This is a genomic window from Mesorhizobium loti R88b (assembly GCF_013170845.1).
In the GTDB taxonomy this organism is placed as follows: Bacteria; Pseudomonadota; Alphaproteobacteria; order Rhizobiales; family Rhizobiaceae; genus Mesorhizobium; species Mesorhizobium loti_B.
On record NZ_CP033367.1, the window covers coordinates 1,174,410 to 1,194,027 of the forward strand.

Here is a 19,618-nt window from a genome sequence, read left to right on the forward strand (position 1 = left end):
GGTTAAGCCTACACCAGCTTCAGCTTGCTGTCGAACACGCCAAGCACGCGGCCAAGCTCCTGGCCGCGCTTGAGAATGCGGCCGCCGGCGGCGATGACGGCGAAGGCGCCCTGCTTGCGCGCCAGTTTCGGATCCTTGACGATCTGGAACAGCGGCACTTCGCTGGCGCGGCGGAAGACGGAAAACACGGCCCTGTCGGTCAGATGATCGATGGCGTAATCGCGCCATTCATTGGCGGCGACCATGCGTCCGTAGAGCCTGAGGATCTGGTCCAGTTCGCGCCGTTCGAAGCGCACCGGCTGGTCGAGGCGTGCGCTGCGCGCCTCGTGCAGCGGGATCAATATTGCGGATGCGTCCCCATCCCCCATCCCGCCGCTGTCGTCAGTCATGCCTCGATCCTTCAAAATGAATCTTTGCCAACCAAAGTTGGCCCCTTCGCGCTGCAATTGCAAGAGCCGGCGAAGCGGTGGCGGCGCCGCGCCGTTTTTGTGGCGTCCAGTCACTTTTGTAACGCGGCGTGTTGGAATTGGTGATGCTTCGCCACATTCTCGCCATTTTTTATCCGCGCTCATGCCCCAATGTCCGACGAATTTACCGGCGTTGCCTGAGACGGTTCGGTCCGGCACCGGCTCGTAAACCCCAAGCCCCCCGCCCACGGGTCTGCGTCGGATCGAACCAACCTCGGTTTTTCCTGGGAAAAATCGGGTGCGACGATCCCAAAACTAAATGACCGACGTCAGAAGCAAGCTGACGTCGGTTTTTTCATGCCTGCCGTCCAGTTAGAGCGGTTCACCCTTTCACGGAAACGGCGAACGCTCTAACTCTTTGATTAATGCAATTCCCAAGGGAAAGTGCTGTGCGCTTTTCCCGGAAAAACCGCTTCACACTTCTCCTGGAATTGCTCTGGAAGGCAGAAAAAATGCAAGCCAAGCACAATGGCGACGTGTCGTTCTGGTATGCCGATATCGGCGGTGTTCCGCCCTATCGCCCTGCCTTGCCTGGCGACATCGAGGCCGATGTTTGCATTGTCGGCGCCGGCTATACCGGATTGTGGACCGCCTATTATCTGAAGAAGGCGCAGCCCTCGCTGCGCATCGCCATCGTCGAAAAGGAATTCGCCGGCTACGGCGCTTCCGGCCGCAATGGCGGCTGGCTGTCGGGCGGCTTCAGCTGGTCGCGTGAGAAATACGCAAAGACGTCGTCGCGAGGCGCTGTCATCGACATGCAGCGCGCCATGTTCGGCACTGTCGACGAGGTGATCTCGGTGACGCAGGCCGAGGGCATCGACGCCGATATCCGCCGTGTCGACAACATCACCGTGGCCACCAACGAAGCGCAGCTGCAGCGCGCCAGGGCTGAATATGATGAACTGCTGCGCTGGGACATACCGCAAGAGCGACTAGCCTTCCTCGACGCGCGTGAGGCGCGCGAGCGCATCGCCATCGACAAGGTGCTGGGCGGCTTCGTTGTGCGCAATGTCGCGCGCGTGCAGCCGGCCAAACTGGTGCAGGGGCTGGCGGCAGCGGTCGTGCGGCTTGGCATTCCGATCTACGAGCAGACGCAGGTGCTGGCGATCGAGAAAGGCAAGGTCACCACCACCAGGGGCATCGTGCGGGCCGAAAAGATCGTGCGCGCCACGGAAGGGTTCACTGCCGGCATTCCCGGCCTGAAACGCCTCTGGCTGCCGCTCAACAGCGCCATCGTGGTGACCGAGCCGCTGCCGCAAAAGCTGTGGGACACGATCGGCTGGAGCGGCTACGAGGTGCTGGGCGATGCCGCGCACACCTATTGCTATGCCCAGCGCACCCGCGAGGGCCGCATCGCCATGGGCGGCCGTGGCGTTCCCTACCGCTTCGGCTCGCGCACCGATGTGCGTGGCCAGACCCAGCAGGCGACCATCGACCAATTGCACGAAGTGCTGACCAGGCTGCTGCCGCAGACCAAGGGCTTGCGCCTCGACCATGCCTGGTGCGGGACGCTTGGCGTGCCGCGCGACTGGTGCACCACCTCAGGCTTCGATCGCGAGACCGGCATTGGCTGGGCCGGCGGCTATGTCGGGCTCGGCGTTTCCAGCTCGAACCTGTCGGGTCGCACCTTGCGCGACCTCGTGCTCGGCCATGATACCGAGCTGACCCGGCTGCCCTGGGTCAACCGCACGGTCAAGAAATGGGAACCGGAACCGCTGCGCTGGCTCGGCGTCCATTCCATGTACCAGCTCTACCGGATTGCCGACCAGCGCGAGGCAAACGGCCTCGGGCGGACGTCCCGGCTGGCCGCTTTCGCCGACCGGCTGACCGGGCATTGATGTCTTTTCAGGCCGTCTAAATCAGGGCTTGTGGATGAAGGCGGCACCGAGGATGGGGCCGGGCATGCCGTCCTTGCCGACCGACTGCAAAAGCACGGCGCAGCCGCCCTTCTTGTTGATCTCGCTCATCGGCAGTTCGTAGCGTTGCGCCTTGCCGTGCCACATGCCGGCGGTCTGGATGCCGGTGACCGCGTTCCAGTAGGTCATCTTGCGGCCGGAGTTCTCGCCCTGGGCGATCTTGACCGTCTGCGGCTGCTCGAAATAGACGATGACGACATGGGCGTCGCTGGGGCCGGATTCGGCGTCGCCGGCATCGATGATCACACGATCGCTGGTGCGGCTGACCTTGATAGGGACGCGAATGCCTTCGCCACCCTTGGCCATGCGGGCAAGCGCGCCGTCGACCTCGCCGCGATTGGCGCCGTTGACATGCACGCGGCCGTTGAGGACCGCCTGCGGCGTATAGACGGAGCGGCTGCCGAAGGCGCGCATGTAGTCATATTGCCGCTCGGTGTTTTCCTTGCGGCTTAGCGTGTCCTTCCAGCCGAGATAGTCCCAATAGTCGACGTGATAGGAGAGCGCGACGATGTCTTCCTTGGTGGCCAGTTCGGCAAAGAACGCATCGGCCGGTGGGCAGGAACTACAGCCTTGGCTGGTGAACAGTTCGACCACGCCGAGCGGCTTGTCCTGCTGCGGCTTGTCGGCCTGGATACGCTCGGCCTCGCCCGCATGGCCAGCCCCGGCAAAGGCCGAAAAGGCCAGCGCTAAGGCTGCCAGCCACAATGATTTTCGCCAGGCCATGATCATTCCAATTCCCGCCGGTGGCGCCGGCTTTGTTCTGATTGGCTGAAATATGTGGCAGAAGCGGAAGTCAACGGGAAGTCACGTTGCGGTGAAATTTTTGCCATTGCAGTCGCAGGTAAGGCCGCAATAGGAGAGGTACTGCATTTCACGGCGCGGTTCGATTCGGGGCAGGATCATCACCATGTGGCAAACTCTCTTGACCCCAGTCGATCTCTATTGCGAGCGGACCGGCCCTGGACTTTGGGCCGAGCCGGCTAATGCTTTGACCAACCTTGCTTTCATTGCCGCGGGATTGTGGGGGGTGCGGGAAGTACGGCGGCACAAAACCGGCACCTTCGCCGAGGTACTGGCCTGGTGGGTGGTGGCGATCGGCATCGGTTCGACGATCTTCCATACCTTCGCCACCAAGGGCACGGTCTGGATCGACGTGCTGCCGATTGCCGGCTTCACGCTCGCTTATACGCTGTTCAACCTGCGCCGCTTCCTCGGCATGGAATGGGGCAAGGCGATCGCGATCTTCGTTGTCTTCTATGTGGTGGCCGGGGCGATCACTTTTGCGGTGCCGGACTGGCTGCGGCAGGCGTCGAACGGCACGACAGGCTATCTGCCTCCGTTCCTGGCGCTCGCTTTCTTCGGTGTCTGGGTGACGGTGAGCGGCAACCGGGCCGGCTGGTACAATCTGGCAGGGTCGGCGATCTTCGTCGTGTCCGTCATCTGCCGCATGATCGATCCGCTGGTCTGCGCGAGCTTTCCGCTCGGCACGCACTTCCTGTGGCACATCTTCAACGGGCTGATGCTGGGTGTGCTGCTGGCGGCGGTGGCGCGGTATGGGGCGGCGAAAGTAGGCAGTAGGCAGTAGGCAGTAGGCAGTAGGCAGTAGGCAGTAGGGGTCCCTATTCCCTACTGCCTAAACCCTATTCCCTACTGCCTAAACCCTATTCCCTTGCTGCTTTAAGCAGCGAGATCGCGCAGCACGTATTGCAGGATGCCGCCGTTCTTGAAGTAGTCGAGCTCGTCCAGCGTATCGATGCGGCAGATGATCGGCACGTTCTTCACCGTGCCGTCGCCATAGGTGATCTTGGCGGTCATCGTCTGGCGCGGCTTGATGACGCTCAAGCCATCGATCTCGACCAACTCATCGCCCTTGAGGTTGAGCGAGGCCCATGAGGTGCCGTCCTCGAAGACGAAGGGGATGACGCCCATGCCGACCAGGTTCGAGCGATGGATGCGCTCGAAGGACTGGGCGATGACGGCGCGGACGCCGAGCAGATTGGTGCCCTTGGCCGCCCAGTCGCGCGACGACCCGTTGCCGTATTCGACGCCGGCGAAGATGACCAGCGGCACGCCTTCCTTCTTGTACTCCATCGCCGCGTCGTAGATCGATTCCTCTTCCTTCGACGGATAATGGATGGTGTAGCCGCCCTCGCGGCCGTTCTCGCCCAGCATGTGGTTGCGGATGCGGATGTTGGCGAAGGTGCCGCGCATCATCACCTCATGATTGCCGCGCCGCGTGCCGTACTGGTTGAAGTCGGCAACGCCGACGCCGTGGTCGGTGAGGTATTTGCCGGCCGGCGAAGCGGCCTTGATCGAACCCGCCGGCGAGATGTGGTCGGTGGTGATCTTGTCGCCGAACAGGCCGAGCACGCGGGCGCCCTTGATATCGCCGATCTTGCCGAAACCAGCGGTCATGCCGGCGAAATAGGGCGGGTTCTGCACATAGGTCGAGTTGTCGTCCCAGGCATAGGTCTGGCCTTCCGGCGCCTGCACCTTCTGCCAGTGTTCGTCACCCTTGAAGACGTCGGCATATTTGCGGGCGAACAGCTCGCGGGTGACGTTCTTCTCGATGAACTCCTGGATCTCGGCAGAGCTCGGCCAGATATCCCTGAGGTAGACCGGATTGCCGTTCTTGTCCTCGCCGAGCGGCTCGGTGGTGAGGTCCTTGGTGACGGTGCCGGCCAGCGCATGCGCCACCACCAGCGGCGGTGAGGCCAGGTAGTTCGCCTGAACATCGGGCGAGACGCGGCCTTCGAAGTTACGGTTGCCGGAAAGCACGGCAGCGGCGATCAGGCCCTTGTCGTTGATGGTCTTGGAGATCGGCGCCGGCAGCGGGCCGGAATTACCGATGCAGGTGGTGCAGCCGAAGCCGACCAGGTTGAAGCCGATCTGGTCGAGCTCCTTCTGCAGGCCGGATTTTTCCAGATACTCAGCGACCACCTGGCTGCCCGGCGCCAGCGAGGTCTTTACCCATGGCTTCTGCTTCAGGCCAAGACGATTGGCGTTGCGCGCCAGAAGGCCGGCGCCGATCAGCACGCTCGGATTCGAGGTGTTGGTGCAGGACGTGATGGCGGCGATGACAACATCGCCATGGCCGAGATCATGATCGGTGCCTTCGACGGCGTAGCGCTTGTGGATTTCAGCCGCCTTCTTGTATTCGGTCTCCATTGCCTTGGCGAAGCCGGCCGGAATGCCTTCGAGCGGAACGCGGCCTTCGGGACGCTTGGGGCCGGCCATCGACGGCACAACGCTGCCGAGTTCCAGTTCGAGCAGGTCGGTGAAGACCGGGTCGGCGGAGCCCGCCTCGCGCCACATGCCTTGCGCCTTGGAATAAGCCTCGACCAGCGCGATCCGGCTTTCCTCGCGGCCCGACATTGTCAGGTAGCGGATGGTCTCGCTATCCACGGGGAAGAAGCCGCAGGTGGCGCCATATTCTGGCGCCATATTGCCGATGGTGGCGCGGTCGGCCAACGTCATGTTGGAAAGGCCCGGGCCGAAGAACTCGACGAATTTGCCAACGACGCCCTTCTTGCGCAGCATCTGGGTGACGGTGAGCACGAGGTCGGTGGCGGTGATGCCTTCTTTCAGCTTGCCGGTGAGGCGGAAGCCGATGACTTCCGGCAGCAGCATGGAAACCGGCTGGCCGAGCATGGCCGCCTCGGCCTCGATGCCGCCGACGCCCCAGCCGAGCACGCCAAGGCCGTTGATCATGGTGGTGTGCGAATCGGTGCCGACACAGGTGTCGGGGTAGGCGGTGGTTTCGCCGTCCTCGGTGTTGGTCCACACGACCTGGCCGAGATATTCGAGGTTGACCTGGTGGCAGATGCCGGTGCCGGGCGGCACGACGCGGAAGTTGCGGAACGCCTGCTGGCCCCACTTCAGGAACTTGTAGCGCTCTTCGTTGCGCTCATATTCGAGCTCGACATTGCGGGCAAAGGCCATCGGCGTGCCGAACTCGTCGACGATGACGGAGTGGTCGATGACGAGGTCGACCGGCACCAGCGGGTTGATCTTCTGCGGATCGCCGCCGAGCGAAGCCATGGCATCACGCATGGCGGCAAGGTCCACCACGGCCGGAACGCCGGTGAAATCCTGCATCAGCACGCGGGCCGGGCGATAGGCGATCTCGACACCGGCGGTGCCCTTGTCAGTCAGCCAGCCGGCGACCGCCTGGATGCTCTCCTTGGTGACGGAGCGGCCGTCCTCATTGCGCAGCAGGTTCTCCAGCAGCACCTTCATCGAATAGGGCAGCTGGGAAATGCCGGTGAGGCCGTTCTTCTCGGCCTCGATGAGGTCGAAATAGGCATATTCGGTGCCACCAGCGGTCAGCGTGCGGCGGCAATTGAAACTATCGAGGGATTTTGACACGTGCGATCCGTCCTTGTCTGTTCAGCCTGAAAGGGAACGGACGCCGATGGCATGCAATCACGCGCAAAGGTGCGGGTACGGCCATTTCCGCTGTCCGTTCCCAAGCAACCCGAGCCGTTCAAGGCGGCGCGTGCGCTGGTTCGGCGCAAATTCTGTTCCCGCGCCGACCGCTGGCACGGATGCACCGCATATAGAGAATTTTCTGGAATAGTTCTAGACAGTTGCGGAGCAAATTTGTGCGATGCGGCAGCGCTCGCGAAACATTGATTTCAGGGCAGGCGACGGATGCGGCTTATCGCCGAAAATCTGGGCGGCGAACGTGGCGGCGAAAGCGTGTTTTCCGGGGTTGGCTTTGACCTTGGGGAAGGCCAGGCGCTGGTCGTCACCGGACCGAATGGATCGGGCAAATCGACTCTGTTGAGGATCATCGCCGGGCTGCTGCCGGTGGCGGAAGGCCGGTTGCTGCTCGAGGGCGGCGGCGAGGCGTTTCCGTCCGTTGCCTCGGCCTGTCATTACCTTGGCCACCAGAATGCGATGAAGCCGGCGCTCAGTGTGGCGGAAAACCTGCGCTTCTGGCGCGATTTCAATGGCAGTGGAGATGTCGGCGTCGAGGAGGCGCTGGAAACGGTCGGGTTAGGCGGCATCGGCCATTTGCCATTCGGCTATCTCTCGACCGGGCAAAGGCGGCGTGCGGCGATCGCCAAGCTTTTGGTCAGCCACCGGCCGTTGTGGCTGCTGGATGAGCCGACGGCGGGGTTGGACAAGGCTTCGGAGGCGCGGTTTGCGGGGTTGATGGGGAAGCATTGCGGCGACGGTGGAATGATTGTCGCGGCGACGCATCTGCCGCTGGGAATAGAGGGGGCGCAGGAATTGAAGATGGGCTCCTCACCCTCCCCCTCGTGGGGAGGGTCGATCCGCGAAGCGGAGCGGGGTGGGGGTCTTTTATGACGGCCGCCGCTCCCCCACCCCGGCGCTGCGCGCCGACCCTCCCCACAAGGGGGAGGGTGAAGTGCTAGCCCTCTTCCTGCGCGACATCCGCCTCAACATCCGCGCCGGCGGCGGCGCTTTGACCGGCGTCATCTTCTTCCTCGCCGTCATCGCCACCATCCCCTTCGGCGTCGGCCCCGACCTGAAGCTGCTTGCCCGCATTGGTCCGGCGATCCTGTGGATCGGCGCGCTGCTGTCCTGTCTGCTCGGGCTCGACCGGCTGTTCCAGGCCGACCGCGAGGACGGTTCGCTCGATCTGCTGGTGCTCGGCAATGACCGGCACATGCTGGCCTTGACCGTGCTGGTGAAATGCCTGGCGCATTGGGCGGGCAGCGTGCTGCCACTGGTGGTCGCGACACCCCTGCTCGGCCTGTTCATGAACATGGAGCCGCTGGCGATCGGCGCCACGGCACTGACGCTGCTGGTCGGCACACCGGCCATCACCTTCATCGGTGCTGCCGGTGCCGCGGTGGCAGTGGCGCTGCCGCGGGGCGGGCTGTTGATCTCGGTGCTGGTGCTGCCGCTGACCATTCCGGTGCTGATCTTCGGCGTTTCGGCGAGCTATGGCGCGACGGCCAGTCCCGATCCGTTCCTGCAGCCCTTCCTCATTCTTGCCGCGCTGACGCTGTTTCTTGCCGTGCTGGGGCCGGTCTCGGCGGCGCTGGCGCTGCGGCATGGAACGGATTGATGGGACCGCACAAGCCTGAAGGCCGCGACGCGGCGTCCGATTGCGAAGCCGCTGGCGCAAAGCTATGGGAAGGCCATGATCGAGCACGGTGAAATGACAGCGAGAGCGGAGCGAAGCGCATGAGTGCACACGCGCTCTATGTCACCGCGGCCTACGGCATCACGGCGATCGTGCTGGCCGGGCTTATCGGCTGGATCCTGCTTGACCAGCGGGCGCGCAAGCGTGAACTCGCGGAACTCGAAGCGGCCGGCGTGCGGCGGCGTTCCGACAAGGCTGCCAAGCCATGAGCACGGAGACAGAAACACCGACACGCAGTCGCCGCCTGTTCGTGCTGTTGCCGCTGTTGATTTTCCTCGGCCTTGCCGGCCTGTTCCTGTCGCAGCTGCTTTCCGGCCGCGATGTCTCGGAAGTGCCGTCGGCCCTGATCGGACTGCCGGCGCCGCAGACCAACCTGCCGGCGCTGGAGGGGTCGAACCTGCCGGGGCTCGATTCCAGGGCGTTCGCCGGCAAGGTCACGCTGGTCAATGTGTTTGCGTCATGGTGCGCGCCATGCCGCGAAGAGCATCCGGTGCTTCTGGCGCTGTCGCAGGACAAGCGATTCGTGATGGCGGCGCTGAATTACAAGGACCAGCCGGAAAACGCCCGCCGGTTCCTCGGCGACCTCGGCAACCCATTCCAGGCGATCGGCGTCGACGAAGCCGGCCGCACGGCGATCGACTGGGGCGTCTACGGCGTGCCGGAAACCTTCGTCATCGGCAAGGACGGCAAGATCGCCTACAAGTTTGTTGGGCCGCTGACGTCGGAGACGGCGCAGACGATGCTGCTGCCGCAGATTGAAAAGGCGCTGGCGGTGCCCGGTTAGGCGGTAGCGCCAGGCCCCCTCATCCGGCCACTACGCGGCCACCTTCTCCCCGTGGGGGAGAAGAGATAACGTCGGCGCTGACCTGCTCCTCTCCCCTCGGGGAGAGGTCGGATTGCCCGAATTGCGCTTGCAATTCGGTTTGGCAATCCGGGTGAGGGGGCAGGGCCCCGCGGTCCGGAAAACCGACTGGAAAGATCAGCCGTAGATCTGCTTGTGGACCTGGTACAGCATCTCGCTGCGGTCGGCGCGCATGTCCGCCAGATCGCGGCTCGAGAAGCTGTCGATTTCGGCGACGAGGCGGTTGTAATGCTTGCGCTTGGCGATGCTGCTGCGAGCGCGGTTCATGAGATCGAAGATCATAGCAAGGGTTCCTTTTGTGCCGCATTCTGGCGGCCGGTTCTTCCTCCCTTGGTCAATACGGAACATGACATAGGAATGGTGCATTGCAAAAAGAAGATGTTGCAATGCACCATTGCACGCAGCGCATAGCCGGTTAATCGAGTCCTAAGGCGTATCCAGCCTGCACGGTCGCGAGCCGGACCTGGCTGGGGCAGCCATGCCCTCTCCGTTTTGTCATACAAATTGCGACGGCCCCGTCTTGCCAGATCGATCGCGGGCTGGCTTGATCCGGCGTCACCTGATGCCGGGAGGAAATGCATGGCGGCCGCAGATTATTACGAAGTTCTCGATCCGCGCTTCGCGCGCCTGTTCAACGGCAGCGCGCAGGTGGAGAAGCTGTTCACCGGGTGCCGCTGGGCGGAAGGGCCGGCCTGGTTCGCCGCCGGCCGCTACGTCGTCTGGTCCGACATCCCCAACAACCGCATGCTGCGCTTCGATGAAACGGACGGCAGCGTCAGCGTTTTCCGGCAGCCATCGGGCAATTCCAACGGCAACACCGTCGACCGGCAGGGCCGGCTGGTGACTTGCGAACATTCGGGCCGCCGCGTCAGCCGCACCGAGCATGACGGCTCGGTCACCACAATCGCCGCCAAATGGAAAGGCAAGCGGCTGAACTCGCCCAACGACGCGGTGGTGAAATCCGATGGCTCGATCTGGTTCACCGACCCGAGCTACGGCATCGACACCGACTATGAGGGCGACAAGGCCGAGAGCGAGATCGGCGCCTGCCACGTCTACCGGGTCGATCCCGATACGGGGGATGTCGAGGCAGTCATCACCGACATGGTGAGACCCAACGGGCTGGCCTTCTCGCTCGACGAGAGCCTGCTCTATGTCGTCGACACCGGCCGCACGCATGGCGCGCAGAATCCGGCGCATATGCGGGTATTCAACGTCGGCAAGCATGGCAAGAAGGTTTCCGGCGACAAGGTGTTCGCCGACTGCACGGCCGGCCTGTTCGACGGTTTCCGGCTCGATGCGGACGGGCGGATCTGGACCAGTGCCGCCGACGGCATCCATTGCTACGATCCGGACGGAACGCTGATCGGCAAGGTCAAGGTGCCGGAGGTGACGGCGAACTGTGTGTTCGGCGGCAACAAGCTGAACTGCCTCTACATCGCCGGCACCACCTCGCTTTACATGGTGCGGCTGATGGTGAACGGGGCCAAGACTTTTTGAGTGAGACCGCTTGGAAATTCTACTCTGGCGGCCATCTGAAGGCGTTTTCTGCGCTTCCGGTGCTCACGGACCTAAATGTCCGCTGCGCTCCGGTTCTCGAAACCACCATCATATGTCTCGCCAGAGCGAATTTCGAAACGGTCTCAGCGGCGTTAGCTATTTGAAGGGGAGGACGTCATGCCATTCGTCAACATCCGTATCGTTAAGGAAGTGATCGCCGCCGATCCGGCAGGCAAGAAGGCTGATATCGCCAAGAAAGTCACGGCGGCCATCATGGAGGCCACCGGGCTCGGCAATGACGATGTCTGGGTGGTCTTTGAGGAGGTCAACGCCCGCGACTGGTATGTTGGCAAGACCGATGTCGAGACGTTGAGGAGGGGGTAGGGCGCGATCCCACGGGGGAGAAGGAAGACTGCGCCGCTCAGCGCGCGTAGATAAACTCCGCAAAGGCCGTGAGCGCATCGCGCATCGCCAGCACATTCGCGGGCTCCGCCAAAATAGCCTCCACCTCCGGCGGCTTCCTCCCCAGCAGCGTAATCTCCAACGCCACGTCCTCACAAAGCGCGAACGACATTGTCCGCATGATCTCGGCCAAAGCTGCGCGCGCGAACAGCGAGCGCGGCGAGGCGTGGGCCAGCATGGCCGGCTTGCCGACGGCGGCGTCGCGTGAGACCAGCCACTCGAGCGCGTTCTTCAGCCCGCCCGGCACGCCGTGGGCATATTCGGGACAGGAGACGATGATCCCGTCGGCACTGGTCACGGCATCGATCAGCACGGACGCCTCGTGCGGCGTCCGCTCGCCTTCGTCGTCGGGGTTGAAGATCGGCAAGCGGCCGAGTCCGTCATAGACGGTGACGCGGCAGGCGGGTGGCGCGTTGCGCGCCAGGGCCGCGACCAGGGCCGAATTGGTGGAGGCGGCACGCAGGCTGCCGGAGATGGCGAGGATGTTCAGCAAAGTATGGAGCCAGTTCGGACGAATCGCGTCCGCAAAAGCTTACCACATGGTCTGCTTGTATTCGTCGTCGAGCCAGCGATCGGTCGCCTCGGCCGAATCGGCAACCACCAGCTGGTCGCGCAGGATCTGGCCGAGCGTCGGCAGCGTGGCGCGGTCGTACCAGGCGTCAGGCTTCCACAGATCGGAGCGCATGAAGGCCTTGGCGCAATGCATGTAGGCGGCCTTGACGGCAACGACGATGACGCTTTGCGGTTCCCTGCCGTCGACGGCCAGACGTTCGCGCAAGGTGGCGTCGACCGTGATGCGGGCATCGCCATTGACGCGCAGCGTCTCGTTCATGCCGGGGATGAGGAAGAGCAGCCCGACCGAGGGATTGCGCAGGATGTTCTCCAGCGTATCCAGCCGGTTGTTGCCGGGCCGGTCGGGGATGGCGATGGTCCTGTCGTCGAGAATGGCGGCGAAGCCGGGCTTGTCACCCTTGGGCGTCACGTCGGAATTGCCTGATCCGTCGGAGGAGCCAATCAGCACGAACGGGCTCTTCCCGATGAAGGAGCGGCAATGGCCGTCGAGCGCCTTCAGCTCCTTGCGGATCGAGCCGTCGGTCGGGCGCGGCGTCTTGTAGATCGTCCGCAACTCTTCGCGCGTGGTGACGAAATCCATGGCTCTCCCCCTTGTCGCGGGCCCTATTTACCCGGCTTTTCCTCCCCGCTTGCCTTGTCGTCCAGCGAGTGATGCAGGATGAGCGGCATCTGGCTGAAGGTGAACAGAAGCGTGATCGGCATGATGCCCCAGACCTTGAAGGTAACCCAGGCGTCGGTGGAAAAATTACGCCACACCACTTCGTTGACAACGGCCAGGAAGATAAAGAACAGGCCCCAGCGGAAGGTGAGCTTGCGCCAGCCTTCGGCATCGAGCTTGAAGGCCGAATCGAAGACATAGCCGAGCAGCGACCTGCCGAAATAGAGCCCGCCGAGCAGCACGCCGCCGAACAGCGTGTTGACGATGGTCGGCTTCATCTTGATGAAGACGTCGTCCTGCAGATAGAGCGTCAGCGCGCCGAAGATGAAGACGACGACGCCCGACACCATCGGCATGATCGGCAAGGTGCGCGTCAGCAGCCAGGAGGCGATCAGCGCTATTGCCGTCGCCGCCATGAACAGGCCGGTGGCGACGAAGATCGGACCGCCGAACTCACCGAGAACAGGGAATTTCTGCACCAGCCATTCGCCACGCGCATTGGCGAAGAAGAAGACCAGCAGCGGCCCGAGCTCCAGCACCAGCTTGAGCACGGGATTGACGCCTTCCTTCTTCTCTTTCTGCGGGTCGGACGGATCGCGTTCGAGAATGGGTGGGTTCATGATCTTCCTTCTTACACACGATCCCGTTCAAACGGGATCATGCCGTTATGCCACGCCAGCGATCGCCCTGGCGAATTCGCTGGCCGAGAAAGGTTCGAGGTCGTCGACCTGTTCGCCGACACCGATGAAATAGACCGGCAATTTATGCTTTGCCGCGATGGCCACCAGAATACCGCCGCGCGCCGTGCCGTCCAGCTTGGTCATCACTAGGCCGTTGACGCCGGCTATGTTGCGAAAGATCTCAACCTGGTTGAGCGCGTTCTGGCCGGTGGTCGCGTCGACCGTCTGCAGCACGGTGTGCGGCGCTTCCGGATCGAGCTTGCCCAGCACGCGGACGATCTTTTCCAGCTCCGCCATCAGCTCGGTCTTGTTCTGCAGGCGGCCGGCGGTGTCGATGATCAGCACGTCGGAGCCGGCCTCCTTGGCCTTCTCGAAGGCGTCATAAGCGAGGCCGGCGGCATCGGCGCCAATCTTGGAGGCGATGACAGGCGATTTCGTGCGCTCGCCCCAGATCTTCAATTGCTCGATCGCGGCGGCGCGGAACGTGTCGCCGGCAGCGAGCATCACCGACAGGCCGCCATCGGTCAGTTTGGCGGCGAGCTTGCCGATGGTGGTGGTCTTGCCGGTGCCGTTGACGCCGACCACCAGGATGACATGCGGCTTGTGCGAGAGATCGAGCTCCAGCGGCCGGGCGACAGGGGTCAGCACCTTCTCCACCTCGGCCGCCATGACGGTGCGCACGTCTGTGTCGGAGACGTCCTTGCCGTAGCGGCTGGCGGCCAGCGCGTCGGTGATACGAAGTGCTGTCTCCATGCCGAGATCGGCGCGGATCAGCACATCCTCCAGGTCCTGTAGCGTCTCCTCGTCCAGCTTGCGCTTGGTGAAGACGCCGGCAATGTTGCCGGTCAGCTCGCGCGACGAACGGGCAAGCCCGTCCCGCATGCGCTGGAACCAGGAGCGCCTCGGCGCCGGTTCGGGTGCTTTTACCGGCTCGACCTTCTGCTCGACCTTTTTGGTGACGGTCACCTTGCCAGCAGCGGGTTTCGGCTCTGGCAAGGGTTGTGGGGCCGGTGGCGCGATGGGCTGCGGCTCGGGCGCGATCTCGGCAATGACGGGCCTCGACTCGACCGGCGCAGGCTTTACCTCCCCCTCGATGGGGGAGGTCCCGAGCGCAGCTCGGGGGTGGAGGTGACTGGCGCTAGCGTTGCCGCTGTCACCCCACCCCGCCAGTTCGTGGCGACCCTCCCGATCGAGGGGAGGGTGGGGAGCTTCATGAGGGGCGGCGCTGGCCTCCGGAGTTGGCTGCGCGGTAGGCGCCGCCGCCGGCGGCACCTCGATCGGCGCGGTCGTCTCCGCCGGAACTTCGGCGGGCGGAGCCGGCACTTCGATCGGCGCCGGGTCCGGCAACTTCTCCGGAACTGGCGGGGCAACCTCCGGCTGGGCGGGTGGGGGCACCTCTTGCGGCAGCGGTTCGGGAGCAGGCTCCGGAGCGGTCGGAGCTGGCGGGATTTCCTCCGGCTGCTCGACAGGCGCTTCCGGCGCGACCGGCTGCGGTTCCTCGACCGGCGCTGGCTCAGGCTGGATTTCCGGCTCGGCCGGAACCGTCGGCTCCGGCGCTGGCGGAATGGTCGGAGCGGGTTCGGGTGCGGGTTCCTCGACGGGTGTCAGTTCCGGTGAAGGAGCTACCTCCGGTTCGGCCGGTGCAAGAGCGACCTTCGCTTCGGGCTCCGGCTCGTCGCGCTTCAAAAACTCCGGAATGACGTGCTCGGCCGCCGGCTTCAGCGCGTCGAGCTGGTCCCATTTGATCGGCGGCAGGGGCGCGGTCTCGTCGATCCGCTCCTCGACAACCTCTTTCTTGCCGAACGAAAATATCTTCTTGAAAAAACCAGCCATGCTTTGCGTTTCTCAGGCGGCGCGTGCGGCAAGCGGGGCTGCGATCAGCCTGATACCATCGTGGCCAGTAATTGTCGCGTCAACGATCTCGCCCGGCGCGCCGGTGCCGAGTGCTGCGAGGGTAAATCCTTCGGTGCGGCCAAGGCCGTCGCGCTCGATCAGGATCGACTGGCGCGTTCCAGCCAGCGAGGTGAGATGGCGCCGATACGCGGCTTCGCCGGCGGCACGCAGCCGGGCGGCGCGCTGCTTTACGACCTCGCGGCGCACCTGCGGCATGCGCGCGGCGGGCGTGCCCTCGCGCGGGCTGAACGGGAAGACGTGGAGATGGGTCAGCCCGCATTCCCCAACGATCTTTTCCGAGTTCTCGAACATGGCGTCGGTCTCGGTCGGGAAGCCGGCGATGATGTCGGCGCCGAAGACAATATCTCTGCGCAATTTGCGCACATCCTCGCAGAAGCGGATCGACTGGTCGCGCAGATGGCGGCGTTTCATGCGCTTCAGGATCATGTCGTCGCCGGACTGCAGCGACAGATGCAGATGCGGCATCAGCCGGGGCTCGGTGGCGATGGCGTCGAGCAGATCATCGTCGGCTTCGACGGAATCGATCGAGGACAGCCGCAGGCGTTTGACGTCGGGCACCTGCCCGAGGATGGTCTTCACCAGTTTGCCAAGCTTGGGCGCGCCGGGCAGATCGGCGCCGAAAGAAGTCATGTCGACGCCGGTCAGCACGATCTCGGCATAGCCGTGGCCGGCCAGCCGCTTGACCTGTTCGACCACGGCGCCCATCGGCACCGAGCGGGAATTGCCGCGGCCATAGGGAATGATGCAGAAAGTGCAGCGATGGTCGCAGCCATTCTGCACCTGGACGAAGGCACGCGCGCGGCCCTCGATGGCGTCGACCATATGGCCGGCGGTCTCGCGCACCGAAAAGATGTCGTTGACGCGTGCCTTCTCGGTGTCGTTGACGCCGAAATCCGGCAGCGCGCGGTAAGAATGCGCCTTCAGCTTCTCCTCATTACCGAGCACGAGATCGACCTCGTCCATGGCGGCGAATTTCTCAGGCTCGGTCTGGGCAGCGCAGCCGGTGACGATGATGCGCACCTGCGGGTTGTCGCGGCGCGCCTTGCGGATCGCCTGCCTGGCCTGGCGCACGGCCTCGCCGGTGACGGCGCAGGTGTTGAAGATCACGGCGCCGCCTTCCAGCGCGCCGAGACCGGCACTTTCGGCCTCGCGCCGCATGACTTCGGATTCATAGGTGTTCAGCCGGCAGCCGAACGTCACCACGTCAATGCGGCTGGGAGCCTCGGAGAGGGAGCCCTCGAATTCGGGGCTCTTCGACAGAGCCGACATCAGGCCGCGCTTTCGGTGTCGCGCGCCCACGTGCCAGCCGAGGGATCAAAACTGCCGGAAAATTCCCATTCGGCGGCACCGGTCAGGATGACATGATCGTCGTCGCGCCATTCGACATGCAACGTGCCGCCGCCCGGCGTCAGCAGGTTGACGCTGCGGCCGGTCCGCCTGGTGCGGGCCGCTGCCACAACGGAGGCACAAGCGGCGGAGCCGCAGGCCTTGGTCAGGCCGGCACCGCGCTCCCAGGTGCGGATGATCATGCTCTCGGGCGAAGTCACCTGGGCGATGGTGATGTTGGCGCGCTCGGGGAAGATCGGGTGGTTTTCGAGCAGCGGGCCGAAGCGTTCGAGCTCATAGGACCAGACGTCGCGGTCGACCCAGAAGATGGCGTGCGGATTGCCCATCGAGACGGCGGAGGGCGAATGCAGCACAGGCGCGTCGATCGGGCCGATCTGCAGCTCGATCCTGCTTGTGTCGTGGAATTCTTCGGCGAGCGGAATGTCCTGCCAACCGAAACGCGGTGTGCCCATGTCGACCGAGATCGAGCCGTCGGCATGTTCCCTGGCGTTGAGGATGCCGGCGCGGGTCTCGAAGGTGAAAGTCTTCTGGCCGCTCTCGGCGGCGAGCGCCTGCACGACGCAGCGCATACCGTTGCCGCAGGCCTGCGCACTGGAGCCGTCAGAATTCAGGATGTCGACATAGTAAGCCGTACCCGCTGTGCGCGCATCATGGATCGCCATGATCTGGTCGAAGCGGGTAGCGGCATCGGCGTTCAGCGCAACGGCGGCAGCCGCCGTCACCTGATCGGCGCGGCCACGCATATCGGCAACGATGATCTCGTTGCCGATGCCGTTCATCTTGGCGAAGGGGGCGGTGCCTGCCATGGCTCTCGCAAATTCCTGTCCGTTTTGCCGCTATATGGCGGAAACGGACAGGAATTACCAGTGCAACGCCGCCCCAAGGCGACAATCTAGACGCTGCTTTACGACAGCGAAGACGCTGCGCTCACGTCACCGCGAAGATGCCCAGCACCACCAGCAGGAAGATGACCAGCACGATACCGATGAAGACGCGCGCGCCCGTGGCGGCGGCACCGGCCAGAGCCGGCATGCCGAGAAGGCTGGCGGCGGCGGCGACAATGAGCAGAATGATGATCCACTTGATCATGAAAACCTCGCAAATCGACTTTGTTTGCAGCGGCTTAGGAACGCCGTCCGCGCACTCTGGTTCCGTCGTTGCGAGGCTGGTGCTCGAAGTGCCTATCCGGCGATCTCGAAGTCGGTGGTGAAGGGCGCGGTCTTTTGCGAGTTCTCGTCATGCATGAGGAAATCCGCACGGTATTTGCCGGGCGGCACGCCATCCAGGGAGACGTTGAGCTTGAAGAACATTTCGCGGTTGTGCGAGCGCGAGGCGAGCTGGATGCGGCCGAGCTTCTCGAAAGTGCCGAGCTTCTCGCCGGCGGCGCTGAGCACGGTGAGGTCGACATAGAGCGCGATCTGGTTGTTGCCGAGCCCGTCCGAGCCATAGCCATAACCGACCGGCTCCATGTAGAGCACGATCTCTTCGCCCGACTTGTAAACATGATTGGCGCGCTCCGTGTAGATGCCGAAGCCGCTGGCCGCGCTTATATGCCTGACGTTCATCACTTCGAGGGGCATTGCTTTCCAGAGCGCTTCCTCTGCGTCGCGAAATTTCGTCAGCGCGCCCACGCCGTCATTTGCTTGCAGTGCCTTCTCCGCCGCTGCCGCATTATCGGCAATCTCGCCGGCAAAAGCGGCGGTCGATGTCGAGATGATCAGCGCAGCCAAGGCTGCCGCAAGAAACTTCATAGGCTTCCTCCCAAGGACGATCCATTAGTATCGTCTTCTAAAAAGACCGCCGGGTAAACTGCCCATTTATCGCGATGTGCTGTTCGGCACGTCCCACACCTCGCCCGGACGCATGGCGCGAAAGCGCTCCTGTGGCAGGCCCTCGGCGTCAAGCGCCTCGGCCAGTTTCCGGACCGGCTCGTCGATCGGTTCGTCGGTGAGTTGAAACGTGCCCCAGTGACAGCCGGCGGCGAAGGCAGCATTGCACAGCTTCATGCCTTGCACGGCCTCCTCCGGGTTCTGGTGCTGCGGCGCCATGAACCAGCGCGGCTCATAGGCGCCGATCGGCAGGATGGCGAAGCGGAAGCCGCCATGCTTGTGCGCCATCAGCCGGTAGTTGATGCCGTCGTGGAAGCCGGTGTCGCCGGCGAAATAGATTTTTCCCCCAGGCGTCTCGACGACGAAGCCGGCCCACAGTGCCATGCGCCGGTCGCGGGCGCCCCGCGCCGACCAATGATGCGCCGGCTCGACATGGACGATAACGCCGTTGCCGATATCGACCCTGTCACCCCAATCATGCGCCGCCAGCCGCATGCCGGGAACCGCGCCACCAATGAGGACATCGTTGCCGAGCGGCGTGATCACGGTCGGTTCGTGGCTGGCCTTGAGCTGCTTCAGCGTCGCCAGGTCGAGATGGTCGTAATGATTGTGGCTGACCAGCACGAGGTCGATCGGCGGCAGGTCGGCAAAGGCGATGCCCGGCGGATTGATGCGTTTGGGTCCGGCAAAGGAAAATGGCGAGGTGCGCTGCGACCAGACCGGATCGGTGAGGATGTTCAGGCCCGCCGTCTGGATCAGCAGCGTCGAGTGGCCAACCATGGTCACGTTCAGGCCGGAACCTTCGACACGCTCGGCCGGCTTTGCCTGCGGAAAAGGGCTTGGGTTGGTGGCCGGCCATTTCGAACGTTGGCCGCTGAACTGCCATTTCAGCAGATCGGTGAAGCGGCCGGGCAGCTGGCCGCCGGGATTGAAGAACAGGCTGCCATCGAAATGGTCGCTGGGCGGACCGCTATAATAGCGGTTGGCGGCTTTCTTTCCTGCGGCCAAGCTCTGCGCTCCAGCGGGTTTCGGTCCCTAGACATAAGTCCTGCGCAGGCCGGCGCAAGCTTTTGCGGGCGAACGACGTGGGAACCGGCCTTTCCCAGTTAGGCATGGCGGGAAGCGGCGATGAGGGCGCCGGCTCACCCTGATTGCGATAAATTTGCAACAATTCTTGCCGCAAACCCTATTTTAACCATATCAGGTTGAAATTTCGCCACCTTCTCCATCTTGGTGGAGGTGAGATTGCGCGGACGGCGTCCCCCCAGCCGGATCCGACGGAGGTTGGA

At 63.7% G+C, this 19,618-nt stretch carries 21 protein-coding genes; 8 read left to right on the forward strand and 13 right to left on the reverse strand.

Features of this window, described 5'->3' with window-relative positions; translation table 11 throughout:
• Positions 1 to 8: 8 nt before the first annotated feature.
• Positions 9 to 389 carry a DUF2794 domain-containing protein gene (locus EB235_RS05640; protein WP_027031937.1) on the reverse strand — a complete coding sequence of 127 codons (381 nt, stop codon included), beginning with the start codon at positions 387 to 389 and terminating at the stop codon, positions 9 to 11.
• A 530-nt stretch (positions 390 to 919) separates the two neighbouring features.
• Here EB235_RS05640 and EB235_RS05645 point away from each other — a divergent pair.
• A complete protein-coding gene (locus EB235_RS05645; RefSeq protein ID WP_027031936.1) occupies positions 920 to 2,305 on the forward strand; it encodes an NAD(P)/FAD-dependent oxidoreductase in 1,386 nt (461 codons plus the stop codon).
• 21 nt (positions 2,306 to 2,326) lie between these two features.
• Here the strand turns inward: EB235_RS05645 and EB235_RS05650 are convergent, their stop codons facing one another.
• Positions 2,327 to 3,112 carry a DUF1223 domain-containing protein gene (locus EB235_RS05650; RefSeq protein ID WP_027031935.1) on the reverse strand — a complete coding sequence of 262 codons (786 nt, stop codon included), beginning with the start codon at positions 3,110 to 3,112 and terminating at the stop codon, positions 2,327 to 2,329.
• Positions 3,113 to 3,290: 178 nt separating this feature from the next.
• Between EB235_RS05650 and EB235_RS05655 the strand changes: the two genes are divergently transcribed.
• The gene (locus EB235_RS05655; RefSeq protein WP_027031934.1) at positions 3,291 to 3,968 is read left to right on the forward strand and encodes a ceramidase domain-containing protein; all 678 of its coding nucleotides are present in this window, start codon (positions 3,291 to 3,293) and stop codon (positions 3,966 to 3,968) included.
• Positions 3,969 to 4,060: 92 nt separating this feature from the next.
• Here the strand turns inward: EB235_RS05655 and acnA are convergent, their stop codons facing one another.
• On the reverse strand, positions 4,061 to 6,751 hold the full coding sequence (acnA, locus tag EB235_RS05660) for an aconitate hydratase AcnA (RefSeq protein ID WP_027031933.1): 2,691 nt from the start codon (positions 6,749 to 6,751) through the stop codon (positions 4,061 to 4,063).
• A gap of 285 nt (positions 6,752 to 7,036) precedes the next feature.
• Here acnA and ccmA point away from each other — a divergent pair, with 285 nt between their 5' ends.
• The 4 genes from ccmA to EB235_RS05680 all read left to right on the forward strand — a co-directional run bounded on the left by ccmA (position 7,037) and on the right by EB235_RS05680 (position 9,288).
• Positions 7,037 to 7,699 carry a heme ABC exporter ATP-binding protein CcmA gene (gene ccmA / locus EB235_RS05665; RefSeq protein ID WP_051429717.1) on the forward strand — a complete coding sequence of 221 codons (663 nt, stop codon included), beginning with the start codon at positions 7,037 to 7,039 and terminating at the stop codon, positions 7,697 to 7,699.
• A 61-nt stretch (positions 7,700 to 7,760) separates the two neighbouring features.
• Positions 7,761 to 8,426, forward strand: a complete 666-nt coding sequence (gene ccmB, locus EB235_RS05670; RefSeq protein ID WP_027031932.1) for a heme exporter protein CcmB — start codon at positions 7,761 to 7,763, stop codon at positions 8,424 to 8,426.
• Between the two features lie 119 nt (positions 8,427 to 8,545).
• Positions 8,546 to 8,713, forward strand: a complete 168-nt coding sequence (gene ccmD / locus EB235_RS05675) for a heme exporter protein CcmD (protein ID WP_027031931.1) — start codon at positions 8,546 to 8,548, stop codon at positions 8,711 to 8,713.
• Positions 8,710 to 9,288: a DsbE family thiol:disulfide interchange protein gene (locus EB235_RS05680; protein WP_027031930.1), complete on the forward strand. Its 579-nt coding sequence runs from the start codon at positions 8,710 to 8,712 to the stop codon at positions 9,286 to 9,288. The genes ccmD and EB235_RS05680 overlap by 4 nt, the downstream gene beginning before the upstream one ends.
• A gap of 195 nt (positions 9,289 to 9,483) precedes the next feature.
• Here the strand turns inward: EB235_RS05680 and EB235_RS05685 are convergent, their stop codons facing one another.
• Positions 9,484 to 9,648, reverse strand: a complete 165-nt coding sequence (locus EB235_RS05685) for a hypothetical protein (RefSeq protein ID WP_080680864.1) — start codon at positions 9,646 to 9,648, stop codon at positions 9,484 to 9,486.
• A 297-nt stretch (positions 9,649 to 9,945) separates the two neighbouring features.
• Between EB235_RS05685 and EB235_RS05690 the strand changes: the two genes are divergently transcribed.
• Entirely contained in the window at positions 9,946 to 10,866 is a 921-nt protein-coding gene (locus EB235_RS05690; RefSeq protein WP_027031929.1) for an SMP-30/gluconolactonase/LRE family protein, read from the forward strand.
• A 177-nt stretch (positions 10,867 to 11,043) separates the two neighbouring features.
• Positions 11,044 to 11,250, forward strand: a complete 207-nt coding sequence (locus tag EB235_RS05695; RefSeq protein ID WP_027031928.1) for a tautomerase family protein — start codon at positions 11,044 to 11,046, stop codon at positions 11,248 to 11,250.
• 37 nt (positions 11,251 to 11,287) lie between these two features.
• Here the strand turns inward: EB235_RS05695 and EB235_RS05700 are convergent, their stop codons facing one another.
• The 9 genes from EB235_RS05700 to EB235_RS05740 form a co-directional block, all read right to left on the reverse strand.
• The gene (locus EB235_RS05700) at positions 11,288 to 11,821 is read right to left on the reverse strand and encodes an NADPH-dependent FMN reductase (protein ID WP_027031927.1); all 534 of its coding nucleotides are present in this window, start codon (positions 11,819 to 11,821) and stop codon (positions 11,288 to 11,290) included.
• A 39-nt stretch (positions 11,822 to 11,860) separates the two neighbouring features.
• Positions 11,861 to 12,481, reverse strand: a complete 621-nt coding sequence (locus EB235_RS05705; protein ID WP_027031926.1) for a pyridoxamine 5'-phosphate oxidase family protein — start codon at positions 12,479 to 12,481, stop codon at positions 11,861 to 11,863.
• 23 nt (positions 12,482 to 12,504) lie between these two features.
• On the reverse strand, positions 12,505 to 13,179 hold the full coding sequence (locus tag EB235_RS05710) for a septation protein A (protein WP_027031925.1): 675 nt from the start codon (positions 13,177 to 13,179) through the stop codon (positions 12,505 to 12,507).
• A 45-nt stretch (positions 13,180 to 13,224) separates the two neighbouring features.
• Positions 13,225 to 15,072, reverse strand: coding sequence for a signal recognition particle-docking protein FtsY (gene ftsY, locus EB235_RS05715; RefSeq protein ID WP_027031924.1), 1,848 nt, complete (start codon positions 15,070 to 15,072; stop codon positions 13,225 to 13,227).
• Positions 15,073 to 15,084: 12 nt separating this feature from the next.
• The gene (gene mtaB, locus EB235_RS05720; protein ID WP_027031923.1) at positions 15,085 to 16,422 is read right to left on the reverse strand and encodes a tRNA (N(6)-L-threonylcarbamoyladenosine(37)-C(2))-methylthiotransferase MtaB; all 1,338 of its coding nucleotides are present in this window, start codon (positions 16,420 to 16,422) and stop codon (positions 15,085 to 15,087) included.
• Positions 16,422 to 17,306 carry a diaminopimelate epimerase gene (gene dapF / locus EB235_RS05725; RefSeq protein WP_027031922.1) on the reverse strand — a complete coding sequence of 295 codons (885 nt, stop codon included), beginning with the start codon at positions 17,304 to 17,306 and terminating at the stop codon, positions 16,422 to 16,424. The genes mtaB and dapF overlap by 1 nt, the downstream gene beginning before the upstream one ends.
• A gap of 121 nt (positions 17,307 to 17,427) precedes the next feature.
• Entirely contained in the window at positions 17,428 to 17,589 is a 162-nt protein-coding gene (locus EB235_RS05730) for a DUF1328 domain-containing protein (RefSeq protein ID WP_027031921.1), read from the reverse strand.
• A gap of 92 nt (positions 17,590 to 17,681) precedes the next feature.
• The gene (locus tag EB235_RS05735; RefSeq protein WP_027031920.1) at positions 17,682 to 18,251 is read right to left on the reverse strand and encodes a hypothetical protein; all 570 of its coding nucleotides are present in this window, start codon (positions 18,249 to 18,251) and stop codon (positions 17,682 to 17,684) included.
• A gap of 66 nt (positions 18,252 to 18,317) precedes the next feature.
• Positions 18,318 to 19,337, reverse strand: coding sequence for an MBL fold metallo-hydrolase (locus tag EB235_RS05740; protein WP_027031919.1), 1,020 nt, complete (start codon positions 19,335 to 19,337; stop codon positions 18,318 to 18,320).
• Between the last annotated feature and the right edge of the window lie 281 nt (positions 19,338 to 19,618).

Bases quoted from the DNA above. Each gene is read 5' to 3' on its own strand.
- EB235_RS05640 (WP_027031937.1), bottom strand. From the start codon at position 389: ATGACTGACGACAGCGGCGGGATGGGGGATGGGGACGCATCCGCAATA.
- EB235_RS05645 (WP_027031936.1), top strand. From the start codon at position 920: ATGCAAGCCAAGCACAATGGCGACGTGTCGTTCTGGTATGCCGATATC.
- EB235_RS05650 (WP_027031935.1), bottom strand. From the start codon at position 3,112: ATGATCATGGCCTGGCGAAAATCATTGTGGCTGGCAGCCTTAGCGCTG.
- EB235_RS05655 (WP_027031934.1), top strand. From the start codon at position 3,291: ATGTGGCAAACTCTCTTGACCCCAGTCGATCTCTATTGCGAGCGGACC.
- ccmA (WP_051429717.1), top strand. From the start codon at position 7,037: ATGCGGCTTATCGCCGAAAATCTGGGCGGCGAACGTGGCGGCGAAAGC.
- ccmD (WP_027031931.1), top strand. From the start codon at position 8,546: ATGAGTGCACACGCGCTCTATGTCACCGCGGCCTACGGCATCACGGCG.
- EB235_RS05680 (WP_027031930.1), top strand. From the start codon at position 8,710: ATGAGCACGGAGACAGAAACACCGACACGCAGTCGCCGCCTGTTCGTG.
- EB235_RS05685 (WP_080680864.1), bottom strand. From the start codon at position 9,648: ATGATCTTCGATCTCATGAACCGCGCTCGCAGCAGCATCGCCAAGCGC.
- EB235_RS05690 (WP_027031929.1), top strand. From the start codon at position 9,946: ATGGCGGCCGCAGATTATTACGAAGTTCTCGATCCGCGCTTCGCGCGC.
- EB235_RS05695 (WP_027031928.1), top strand. From the start codon at position 11,044: ATGCCATTCGTCAACATCCGTATCGTTAAGGAAGTGATCGCCGCCGAT.
- EB235_RS05705 (WP_027031926.1), bottom strand. From the start codon at position 12,481: ATGGATTTCGTCACCACGCGCGAAGAGTTGCGGACGATCTACAAGACG.
- EB235_RS05710 (WP_027031925.1), bottom strand. From the start codon at position 13,179: ATGAACCCACCCATTCTCGAACGCGATCCGTCCGACCCGCAGAAAGAG.
- ftsY (WP_027031924.1), bottom strand. From the start codon at position 15,072: ATGGCTGGTTTTTTCAAGAAGATATTTTCGTTCGGCAAGAAAGAGGTT.
- mtaB (WP_027031923.1), bottom strand. From the start codon at position 16,422: ATGTCGGCTCTGTCGAAGAGCCCCGAATTCGAGGGCTCCCTCTCCGAG.
- dapF (WP_027031922.1), bottom strand. From the start codon at position 17,306: ATGGCAGGCACCGCCCCCTTCGCCAAGATGAACGGCATCGGCAACGAG.
- EB235_RS05730 (WP_027031921.1), bottom strand. From the start codon at position 17,589: ATGATCAAGTGGATCATCATTCTGCTCATTGTCGCCGCCGCCGCCAGC.
- EB235_RS05735 (WP_027031920.1), bottom strand. From the start codon at position 18,251: ATGAAGTTTCTTGCGGCAGCCTTGGCTGCGCTGATCATCTCGACATCG.